The 270-nt window shown below is 71.9% G+C and carries 1 protein-coding gene; it reads right to left on the bottom strand.

Features of this window, described 5'->3' with window-relative positions; translation table 11 throughout:
• Positions 1–216, bottom strand: a 216-nt coding sequence (locus tag FLV34_RS40055) for a hypothetical protein (protein WP_147945657.1), incomplete at its 3' end; no start/stop codon positions are given.
• Positions 217–270: the final 54 nt, after the last annotated feature.

The following is a 270-nucleotide window of genomic DNA, read 5'->3' as shown; positions in this document are numbered from 1 at the left end:
GCCCGCACCGCCCACCGTCATCCCCCCACTGGTGCGCAACCAGCACCGGGTGGAGGCATGCCCATGCTGCCTGGCCTGCCCCGCCCGATGCACCCGCCCCACCCGATCGGCCAGGGCGCAGGTGATCCGATCCCGGGCGAACAGCAACTCCTCCGCCTCGGCCAGGCACATGTCCACATCGTCGGGAAGCGGGGTCAGCGCCAGCTCTTGGGCCACCTCACGAACCGACCCCACCACCACCCACGACGACCGCACACCACCCCGACCACG

This window comes from Microbispora sp. CSR-4 (assembly GCF_008033685.1).
Lineage (GTDB): Bacteria > Actinomycetota > Actinomycetes > Streptosporangiales > Streptosporangiaceae > Microbispora.
This window is presented reverse-complemented; position numbering and strand designations above follow the sequence as displayed.